General features: G+C 62.8%; 9 protein-coding genes. 8 read left to right on the top strand and 1 reads right to left on the bottom strand.

All coding sequences use genetic code 11. From position 1 onward, the window contains the following. Window positions 1-23: 23 nt before the first annotated feature. The 5 genes from DK391_RS26405 to DK391_RS26380 all read left to right on the top strand — a co-directional run bounded on the left by DK391_RS26405 (window position 24) and on the right by DK391_RS26380 (window position 5458). Complete coding sequence (locus tag DK391_RS26405; RefSeq protein ID WP_109480955.1) at window positions 24-872, top strand: carbon-nitrogen hydrolase family protein; 849 nt, start codon at window positions 24-26, stop codon at window positions 870-872. Window positions 873-972: 100 nt separating this feature from the next. Then, window positions 973-2439: a metalloprotease TldD gene (gene tldD, locus DK391_RS26400; RefSeq protein ID WP_109480954.1), complete on the top strand. Its 1467-nt coding sequence runs from the start codon at window positions 973-975 to the stop codon at window positions 2437-2439. A 387-nt stretch (window positions 2440-2826) separates the two neighbouring features. Then, the gene (aroG, locus tag DK391_RS26390; protein ID WP_109480953.1) at window positions 2827-3900 is read left to right on the top strand and encodes a 3-deoxy-7-phosphoheptulonate synthase AroG; all 1074 of its coding nucleotides are present in this window, start codon (window positions 2827-2829) and stop codon (window positions 3898-3900) included. A gap of 887 nt (window positions 3901-4787) precedes the next feature. Then, window positions 4788-5126 carry a type II toxin-antitoxin system RelE/ParE family toxin gene (locus DK391_RS26385; protein ID WP_109480952.1) on the top strand — a complete coding sequence of 113 codons (339 nt, stop codon included), beginning with the start codon at window positions 4788-4790 and terminating at the stop codon, window positions 5124-5126. After that, entirely contained in the window at window positions 5123-5458 is a 336-nt protein-coding gene (locus DK391_RS26380) for an XRE family transcriptional regulator (RefSeq protein ID WP_109480951.1), read from the top strand. Before DK391_RS26385 ends, DK391_RS26380 begins: the two co-directional genes overlap by 4 nt. A 21-nt stretch (window positions 5459-5479) precedes the next feature. On the opposite strand, the gene DK391_RS26375 is transcribed toward DK391_RS26380, so the two are convergent. Next, window positions 5480-6058 carry a cob(I)yrinic acid a,c-diamide adenosyltransferase gene (locus DK391_RS26375; protein WP_109480950.1) on the bottom strand — a complete coding sequence of 193 codons (579 nt, stop codon included), beginning with the start codon at window positions 6056-6058 and terminating at the stop codon, window positions 5480-5482. Between the two features lie 192 nt (window positions 6059-6250). Between DK391_RS26375 and DK391_RS26370 the strand changes: the two genes are divergently transcribed. From DK391_RS26370 to glcE, 3 genes are all read left to right on the top strand, one after another. After that, window positions 6251-7666 (top strand): FAD-linked oxidase C-terminal domain-containing protein, encoded by a 1416-nt coding sequence (locus tag DK391_RS26370; protein ID WP_109480973.1) that lies wholly within the window; start codon window positions 6251-6253, stop codon window positions 7664-7666. Window positions 7667-7728: 62 nt separating this feature from the next. Next, window positions 7729-9234 (top strand): FAD-linked oxidase C-terminal domain-containing protein, encoded by a 1506-nt coding sequence (locus DK391_RS26365; RefSeq protein WP_109480949.1) that lies wholly within the window; start codon window positions 7729-7731, stop codon window positions 9232-9234. Between the two features lie 145 nt (window positions 9235-9379). Beyond that, the gene (gene glcE, locus DK391_RS26360; RefSeq protein WP_109480948.1) at window positions 9380-10468 is read left to right on the top strand and encodes a glycolate oxidase subunit GlcE; all 1089 of its coding nucleotides are present in this window, start codon (window positions 9380-9382) and stop codon (window positions 10466-10468) included. The last annotated feature ends 5 nt before the right edge of the window (window positions 10469-10473 follow it).

Raw genomic sequence — 10473 nt, 5'->3', positions numbered from 1 at the left:
ACGCAGGAGTTTTCCGAACGCCTATGAGCGACCTGAACACGCAGTCCGCGAAGTCCCCTTCCCACGCTGGTCCTTTCCGCGTCGCCGCCTTGCAGATGGTGAGCACGCCCGATCGCGACCGCAATCTCGCCGATGCCGAACGTCTGATCGCCCAAGCTGCCGCCGATGGCGCGCAACTCGTCCTGCTGCCCGAGTATTTCTGCTTCATGGGCTTCAAGGACACCGACAAGCTCACGGTGCGCGAAACCTACGGCGACGGCCCGATCCAGCAGTTTCTCGCCGATGCCGCGCGCCGCCACCAGGTGTGGGTGATCGGCGGCACGCTGCCGTTGAAAGCGCCCGAAGAAACCCGCGTGCTGAACACGACGCTCGTGTTCGATCCACAGGGCAACGAGGCGGCACGCTACGACAAGATTCACCTGTTCAACTTTGAAAAAGGTGAAGAATCGTTCGACGAAGCGCGCACCATTCGCCCCGGCGACACCGTGCGCACCTTCGAGGCGCCGTTCGGGCGCGTGGGCCTGTCCGTCTGCTACGATCTACGCTTTCCCGAGCTGTACCGGCGCATGGGCGACTGCGCGCTGATCGTCGTGCCATCGGCGTTCACGTACACGACGGGCCGCGCGCACTGGGAAACCCTGCTGCGCGCGCGGGCCGTCGAGAACCAGTGTTACGTGCTCGCCGCAGCGCAGGGCGGCAAGCACGAGAACGGCCGCCGCACGTGGGGCCACAGTATGCTGATCGACCCGTGGGGCGAAATCATCGACGTGCGCGACGAAGGCGCGGGCGTCGTCGCGGGCAATATCGAGCGTGCACGTATCGACGAAGTCCGGCAAAGCCTGCCGGCCTGGCGTCACCGCGTGCTCAGCTGATTACGTTTGACCTGAAATGCACGTATTGAAAGTGCCGCTGCCGTCACCCATCTGACAGGCGTGCACGTCAACTGAATACCCTGAATCGAGCGAACTTCGCATGAACATCATCGAACCCAGCATCCGTAATCTCGCGACAGCCAAAGACGTGCTTCTGACGCCCTACGGCCTCGACGAAGCCGTGCTGACCCGCACGCTCGCCGAAATCTTCACGCATCGCGTCGATTACGCCGACCTCTATTTCCAGGCTACCCGCAGCGAGGCGTGGAGCCTCGAGGAAGGCATCGTCAAATCGGGCAGCTTCAGCATCGACCAGGGCGTCGGCGTGCGCGCGGTGTCGGGCGACCGCACGGCGTTTGCGTATTCGGACGATCTGTCGCCGGAAGCGATCCGCCAGGCGGCCATCGCGACGCGCGCGATTGCCAAGGCGGGTGGCGGCAAGCAGAAGATCAAGGCAGCTTCGACGCTGACGGGCGTGGCAGGCCGCGATCTGTATCTGCCGTCCGATCCGCTGCATTCGCTCGACGCAACCGCCAAGGTCAAACTGCTCGAGCGCATCGAGCAGATGGCGCGCAGCCGCGATCCGCGCATTACGCAGGTGATGGCGGGCCTCGCCGGTGAGTACGACGTCGTGCTGGTCGCGCGCAGCGACGGCGCGCTGGCCGCGGACATCCGTCCGCTGGTGCGCGTGTCGGTGACGGTGATCGCCGAGCAGAATGGCCGCCGTGAAATCGGCAGCGGTGGTGGCGGCGGTCGCTATGACTACGGTTATTTCACGGATGAAATGCTGTCGAAATATGTCGACGACGCCGTGCATGCCGCTTTGGTGAATCTGGACGCACGCCCGGCACCGGCCGGCGCGATGACCGTCGTGCTCGGACCGGGCTGGCCCGGCGTGCTGCTGCACGAAGCGATCGGCCACGGTCTGGAAGGTGACTTCAACCGCAAGGGCTCGTCGGCATTCGCTGGCCGTATCGGCGAGCAGGTCGCGGCCAAGGGCGTGACGGTCGTCGACGACGGCACGCTGCCGAATCGCCGCGGCTCGCTGAACATCGACGACGAAGGCAACCCGACGCAGTGCACGACGCTGATCGAAGACGGCATCCTGAAGGGCTACATCCAGGACACGCTCAACGCGCGCCTGATGAAGATGCCCGTGACGGGCAACGCACGCCGCGAATCGTACGCCGCGCTGCCGCTGCCGCGCATGACCAACACCTACATGCTCAACGGCGACAAGGATCCGCAGGAAATCTTCGCGTCCGTGATGAACGGGCTGTATGCGGTGAACTTCGGCGGCGGCCAGGTCGACATCACGAACGGCAAGTTCGTGTTCTCGGCGTCCGAGGCGTACATGATCGAAAACGGCAAGATCACGTATCCCGTCAAGGGCGCGACGCTGATCGGCAGCGGTCCGGAATCGCTCAAGTACGTGAGCATGATCGGCAACGACATGTCGCTGGATACGGGCGTCGGTGTGTGCGGCAAGGAAGGCCAGAGCGTGCCTGTCGGCGTCGGCCAGCCGACGCTGCGGATCGACAAGATGACGGTCGGCGGTACGGTCTGATTTTGCATCGCCCGCACGTTTCGTGCATGTCAAGCATGAAACGTGCGGATTTCCCGCATTTTTGACCCTAACGGCTTGCCAGCCGAGCAAACCTCGGGTTATAAAGCCAATCAACCTTTTCGACGAGCCATCCCTTTTTCGCCATGTCCGCCAAGTTTTATTTTTACTTTTTTTGGGCATCTCAGACCGCTGGCGGATCGAGAGGGGTGTGAACGTACATAGGCACCTAGAATTCCCGAAAAAACCGCCAGCGAGTCTGGCGGTTTTTTTTCGCCCCTACCCACTTTGAATTTGAACTTTTAAGCCTGTTGATCTGTTCGTTGCGGCGCCGTCAGTCATACGCAGACCGCTCGAACCGCACCACACGCAAGGAACGAGGAGAAAACCATGCCCCCGCACAATACCGACGATGTCCGCATCCGTGAACTGAAAGAACTGACGCCGCCCGCTCACCTGATCCGCGAATTCCCGTGCGACGAGAAGGTATCGGACCTGATCTACAACTCGCGCCAGTCGATGCATCGCATTCTGCACGGCATGGACGACCGGCTGATCGTGATCGTCGGGCCGTGCTCGATTCACGACACGAAGGCCGCGATGGAATACGCCGGCCGTCTGATCGAGCAGCGCAAGCGCTTCGCGGGCGAGTTGGAAATCGTGATGCGCGTGTATTTCGAAAAGCCGCGCACGACGGTGGGCTGGAAGGGTCTCATCAACGATCCGTACATGGACAACAGCTTCAAGATCAACGACGGCCTGCGTACCGCGCGCGAACTGCTGCTGAAGATCAACGAACTGGGTCTGCCAGCAGGCACCGAGTACCTCGACATGATCAGCCCGCAGTACATCGCCGATCTGATCTCGTGGGGCGCGATCGGTGCGCGCACGACGGAATCGCAGGTGCACCGCGAACTGGCATCGGGGCTGTCGTGCCCGGTCGGCTTCAAGAACGGCACCGACGGCAATGTGAAGATCGCCGTCGATGCGATCAAGGCGGCTTCGCAGCCGCACCATTTCCTGTCGGTGACGAAGGGTGGCCATTCGGCCATCGTATCGACGGCGGGCAATGAGGATTGCCACATCATCCTGCGCGGCGGCAAGGCGCCGAACTACGACGCCGAGAGCGTGAACGCTGCCTGCAGCGATATTGGCAAGGCGGGGCTTGCTGCTCGTCTGATGATCGATGCGAGCCACGCGAATAGCTCGAAGAAGCATGAGAACCAGATTCCCGTTTGCGCGGATATTGGCCGCCAGATTGCTGCCGGGGACGAGCGGATCGTTGGCGTGATGGTCGAATCGCATCTGGTGGCGGGCCGCCAGGATCTGCAGGAAGGCTGCGCGCTGACGTATGGGCAGAGCATCACCGATGCGTGTATCGGGTGGGATGAGAGTGTCGCTGTGCTTGAAGGGCTTGCTGAATCCGTCAAGCAGCGTCGCGTTGCGCGAGGTAGCGGTAACTGATTGTCGGTTGTTTTGCTCTGGCATCCGCCGGTTGGTTTTTTGCTGCTTTCGCTGGCATCCGCGGTTTGCCTTCGCATTTCATGCGTTGCCCCTGTGCGGGGCGGCACCTACTTTTCTTTGCCGCCGCAAAGAAAAGTAGGCAAAAGAAAGCGGGCTAACACCGCCCACTCCGGTCTTTGCCTGCGGGCCCCCAACGGTTCCTATTCTTCACACGGCAATCTCTCAGTCCCCGCCCGTTGCCTTCGCTTCGAATAAGCGCCTACCCCACTCCAATCACCCGTAGCGCCCCAAGCGGCAGCGACTCGCATATGCAGCCCAGGTGGCAAACGGTGTGTAGGTTGTCGCACATTCTGCGTCGGCGATCCTACAAGACACACCGTCTTTGCTTTTCAGTCCGGAGTGAAGCGCATAAGGCGCGACAGCCGACACACCGTTTGCCACCTGGGCGGCCTGGGCCGAACTGGAAAGGCACGCTGAGACGCGGGTGCTTGAAGAGGGTGATGCGCCCTTTAAGAGCGCTGGCAGCGGGCATCAAAAAGAGTGATGCCGTGTGAAGGATAGGACCGGCTGGGGGCCCGCAGGCAAGGACCGTAGTGGGTGGTGTTCAGCGGCTTTCTTTTGCCTACTTTTCTTTGCCGCGGCAAAGAAAAGTAGGTGTGTAGCCCCGCACAGGGGCGACGCTAGCAGACCACTAACAATAAGCGGATGCCAGCGAAAAAAAGCAAACCGCGCCTGCCAGCAAAAAACACCCTCCCCCATACCCTGGCCATTCAGCCGAATCGAACCTTTCCCTTCCCTTCTGTAACTTCAAATCTCGTCCCGGTACTGCAAAAGCAGATTGAACACCGGAGGCCGCAGGTATAAAATTTTATACATGAAGGGACTACATGGAGCTGGAAAAAGAGATTCGCTGGATCGGCTCCAGCTACGAAGACCTGCTCGCGTTTCCCGATGCACCGCGCCGCCAGGCTGGTTTTCAGCTTGCCAAGGTTCAGGCAGGTCTCGATCCGGACAACTGGAAACCATTCGATATCGTCGGCGCGGGCACGCGCGAGATTCGCGTCAACGAGCAGGAAGGCGCCTTTCGCGTGATGTATGTCGCCAAGTTCGTCGAGGCCGTTTATGTGCTGCACTGCTTCCGCAAGAAGACGCAGACCACCAGCCGGCATGACAGGGAAATCGCCGAGGCGCGCTATCGCGCCGTGGCCAATGTGAGGAAACTATGAAGACCATCGACACCAAGGTCCGGCACGTCACCAAACCGGGCGCCAACCTGTTTCTCGAACTCGGCTTTCCCGCCGAGGAAGCGAAGCGCCTGCATGCGGCGTCGCAGAAACAGATCAACGACACGCGGGTGCTCAAGGAACAACTGATGACCGAGCTCTCCACGTGGATCGAGCAGCATCATCTGAAGCAGTCTGAGGCGGCCGAGATCCTGATGGTGTCGCGGCCACGCGTGTCCGATGTCGTGAACAAGAAAACCGCCAAATTCACCATCGATACGCTCGTCGAAATGATGAGCCGTATCGGCAAACCCGTGACGCTCGCGGTTGGCTGAGCAACGCAGCGAGCGGCGCCGTTACACGTTGCCTGGCTCAGTGGCCTTGCTCGCGCCGCGATCATGCCGCCACAGCACGTCGCTGCCACCGTCCACGCGGTTCAGCACGCGTGCCAGTACGAACAGTAGATCCGACAGCCGGTTCACATACCGGCGCGGCGCATCGTTGATGGTCTCGAGCGTGCCGAGCGCGACAATCGAACGTTCCGCGCGGCGGCAAACCGTGCGGCACACATGCGCCAGAGACGCCGCCCGCGTGCCCGCCGGCAGGATGAACTCCTTGAGCGACGGCAGCGTCGCGTTGTACTCGGCCAGCCATGTGTCGAGTTGCGCGAGGTGGTTATCGGTGATCATCGAATGTCCTGGAATGCATAGCTCGCCGCCCAGATCGAACAGATCGTGCTGGATCGCCGTCAGCGCAGTGCGGACCTCGACGGGTAAGGTCTCGCACAGCAACACGCCAATGTTCGAGTTCAGTTCGTCGACGTCGCCGATCGCGGCAATACGCGCATCGTCCTTGCGCACGCGGCTGCCATCGCCGAGACCCGTGGTGCCGTCGTCACCCGTGCGTGTCGCGATTTTGCTCAAGCGGTTGCCCATGATCCGTGTCCTCATAACGTGTTGCGATGCATCCACACGGATATATCGCGGCATGCCGTATAGCATTGATCCATTATAAGGAGGCCGGCGCCAACGTCCGTCGCGCCCATCTGCAAGCCTGGCGCCGCGCCAGCGATCGATGGGCGTAAAATGGGCATCAACCATCAGAATATTCGCCAACAGGAGACGCAGGTGAACCATCCCGTGCCGCCCGCCCCCGTGCGCCGCCCTTTTCCTGCTGAACTTCTTACTGCGCTCAAGTCGGCCTTCGGCGAACGCGTAGCCACTTCCGAAGCCGTCCGCACCCATCATGGCCGCGACGAGTCGCCTTTCGACCCGCAATTGCCCGACGCCGTCGTGTTCGCGCACAGCACGGAGGAAGTGCAGACCATCGTCAGGCTGTGCGGCCAATACGGCGTGCCGATCATTCCCTACGGCAACGGTTCGTCGCTGGAAGGTCACCTGCTCGCGGTGCAAGGCGGCGTGTCGATCGACCTGTCCGGCATGAACCGCGTGCTGTCCATCAATGCCGAAGACCTCACGGTGACCGTTGAACCGGGCATCTCGCGCAAGCAGCTGAACGACGCACTGCGCGACACCGGGCTGTTCTTCCCGATCGATCCGGGCGCGGACGCCAGCATCGGCGGCATGTCGGCCACGCGCGCGTCGGGCACGAACGCCGTGCGCTACGGCACGATGCGCGAAAACGTGCTGGGCCTGACCGTCGTACTGGCCGATGGCCGCGTGATCCACACAGGCACGCGCGCGCGCAAATCGTCGGCGGGTTACGACCTTACGCGTCTGTTCGTCGGCTCGGAAGGCACGCTCGGCGTGATCACAGAAATCACCGTCCGGCTTTATCCGCAGCCCGAAGCCGTGTCGGCGGCCGTGTGCACGTTCCCGTCGATGGGCGATGCCGTGCGTGCCGTGATCGAAACCATCCAGATCGGCGTACCGATTGCGCGCGTCGAGTTCGTCGATTCGCTCGCCGTCCGCTCGATCAACCGTCACTCGAACCTGACGCTGCGCGAAGCGCCCACGCTGTTCTTCGAATTTCACGGCACGGAAGCCGGTGTGAAGGAACAGGCCGAACTGGTGCAGGACATCGCCGCGCAAAACAATGGCGAAGGCTTCGAATGGGCCACGCGCCCGGAAGACCGCAGCCGCCTGTGGAACGCGCGTCACAACGCATACTTTGCGATGCTGCAACTGAAGCCAGGCAGTCGCGCGGTCACCACGGACGTCTGCGTGCCCATCTCGCGTCTGGCCGAATGCGTGGTCGAAACGGAAGCGGATCTGAAAGCGTCGCCGCTACCCTGCCCGATCGTCGGCCACGTTGGCGACGGCAACTTCCACGTGGCGATGCTGATCGACCCGAACAAGCCGGAAGAGCTGGAAGAAGCCGAGCGCCTGAACCATCGCATCGTGCAGCGCGCGCTGCGCATGGACGGCACCTGCACGGGCGAGCATGGCGTGGGCCTGCACAAGATGGGTTTTCTGCTCGAAGAGCACGGCCCCGTGGCCGTCGACGTGATGCGCTCGATCAAGCATTCGCTCGACCCGCACAATCTGATGAATCCCGGCAAGATCTTTACGTGGGCGGCATAGCGTAATCGTATGTCCGGCTGCATCGCGCACAAGCGCGCGGCCGTTGAAGGAGGAGACATTCCATGAACGCACCCGGCGAGCTGTCCCCCGAACTGTCGCCCGAGATGCTTGCGCAACGTCAGCGCGAAGTCGTGCAGGCGTTGATGGCCGTGCTGCCAACGCACTGCCTTTTGTATCGCGAGGAAGACACCGTCGCTTATGAATGCGACGGCCTTGCTGCTTACCGGCGCTTGCCGCTGGCTGTCGTATTGCCCGAGACGGAATCGCAGGTGCAGCGCATCGTGCAGATCTGCCACCGGCTCAACGTCCCCATCGTGCCACGCGGTGCGGGCACCAGCCTGTCAGGCGGCGCAATGCCGATCCGGCATGGTGTGGTCGTCTCGCTTGCGCGCTTTCGCAAGATAATCGAAGTCGATCCGTATGCGCGTACGGCGACCGTTCAGCCCGGCGTGCGCAACCTGTCGATCTCCGAAGCCGCCGCACCTTACGGCCTCTACTATGCGCCCGACCCTTCGTCGCAGATTGCCTGCACGATCGGCGGCAATGTCGCGGAAAATTCCGGCGGCGTGCATTGCCTGAAATATGGGCTGACCGTCCATAACGTGATGCGCGTGCGTGCCGTCACGATGGAAGGCGAGATCGTCGAGTTCGGCTCGCTCAGCCCCGATGCGCCGGGGCTCGATCTGCTGGCCGTGGTGATCGGCAGCGAAGGCATGTTCGCGATCGTCACGGAAGTCACCGTCAAGCTGATTCCGAAGCCACAAGCCGCACAGGTCATCATGGCCAGTTTCGACGATGTCGTGAAAGGCGGCGACGCCGTCGCGGGCATCATCGCCGCGGGCATCATCCCGGCCGGCCTCGAAATGATGGACAAGCCGGCCACGCGCGCCGTCGAGGAATTCGTGAAAGCGGGCTATGACCTCGACGCGGCAGCCATTCTGCTGTGCGAATCGGACGGCACGCCCGAGGAAGTCAGCGAAGAAATCGTCCGGATGACGGCTGTCTTGCGCGAGCAAGGCGCGACGCGCATCCAGATCTCGCGCACGGAGGCCGAACGACTGCGCTTCTGGTCGGGTCGCAAGAACGCGTTCCCCGCCGCCGGCCGTATTTCGCCCGATTACTACTGCATGGACGGCACGGTGCCGCGCCGCAGCATCGGGCCGCTGCTCGCACGCATCGAAGCGATGGAAAAGAAGTACAACCTGCGCTGCATCAACGTGTTCCATGCGGGCGACGGCAACATGCATCCGCTGATCCTCTTCAACGGCAACGATCTCGACGAGTGGCACCGCGCCGAAGCATTTGGTTGCGACATCCTCGAAACCTGCGTCGAACTGGGCGGCACGGTGACGGGCGAACATGGCGTGGGCATCGAGAAGATCAATTCGATGTGCGTGCAGTTTTCGCCGGAAGAGCGCGATGCGTTCCACGCGGTCAAGCGCGCCTTCGATCCCGCCTGCCTGCTCAACCCCGACAAGGGTATTCCGACGCGCGCCCGCTGTGCCGAGTACGGCAAGATGCACGTGCGCGGCGGCTTGCTGCCGCATCCCGATCTGCCTCGTTTTTAAGCAGTACGCCGCGCTGCCGGGCCGGGCAGCGCCGTTGCATCGTCATACCGCATGAATAATGCCGTCCTGTGATACGGGTCGGAACCGGGTTGCCAGCGCGGCGTGCCTCGGTACAATCGAACGCACTACAACGAAGCAACGCACCATGAAAGAGGACGACATCGTCGCCGCGTGGTCGGAACGGGTTCGTGCAGCTACGGCTGCAGAACAGCCGATCCGCATCCGTGGCGGTGGCACAAAGGACTGGTACGGCCAGTCATTGCAGGGTGAGATCCTCGACACGCGCGCGCATCGCGGCATCATCGCGTACGATCCGGCCGAGCTGGTCATCACGGCACGCGCCGGCACGCCGCTCCTCGAAATCGAAGCGGCACTGGCCGAACACGATCAGATGCTCGCCTTCGAGCCACCCCACTTCGGCCCGCAAGCGACCCTTGGCGGCTGCATTGCCGCGGGTATCGCGGGTCCGCGCCGCCATTCGGCGGGCGCGGCGCGGGACTTCGTGCTGGGCGCCGTCGTCATGAACGGCCAGGGGCAGGCGCTGACATTCGGCGGACAGGTGGTGAAGAACGTCGCCGGTTACGACGTGTCCCGTTTGATGGCCGGTTCACTAGGCACGCTCGGGCTGATTCTCGAGTTGTCCGTTAAGGTGCTGCCACGTCCGAAGGCTGAAGCAACGCTCAAGTTCGACATGAACGGCACCGACGCCGTCCGCAAGCTCAACGAATGGGGCGGCCGCCCGCTGCCCATCACGGGGAGCGCGTGGCGTAACGGCACGCTGGCCGTGCGGCTGGGTGGCGCCGAAGCAGCGGTCAAGTCGGCGCGTACGGGGTTGGGCGGCGAAGTGGTCGATGCCGTCGAAGCCGAACGCTTCTGGGCGGGCCTGCGCGAACAGACCGATCCGTTCTTTGCGGCCATCGCGCCGAAGTCCGCGTTGTGGCGCCTCGCACTGCCGACCATCACCGAGCCGCTGCAACTGCCCGGCGCGCAACTGATGGAATGGGGCGGCGCACAACGCTGGTGGATCACCGACGCCGACGCTCAAACCGTGCGCATGTCCGCGAAACAGGCTGGCGGCCATGCGACCATCTTCCGCACCGGCCTCGGCTACGACCGCGGCGCAGGCGTATTCACGCCGCTGCCCGCGCCGCTGATGAAAATCCATCGCGGCCTGAAGGCCGCCTTCGACCCGGCCCGCATCTTCAACCGCGGCCGGCTGTACCCCGACTTCTGAGCGCA

The organism is Paraburkholderia sp. C35, assembly GCF_003121405.1.
Classification (GTDB): Bacteria; Pseudomonadota; Gammaproteobacteria; order Burkholderiales; family Burkholderiaceae; genus Paraburkholderia.
Note: the sequence above shows the minus strand (reverse complement) of the source record. Positions and strands in the feature narration are given on the sequence as shown.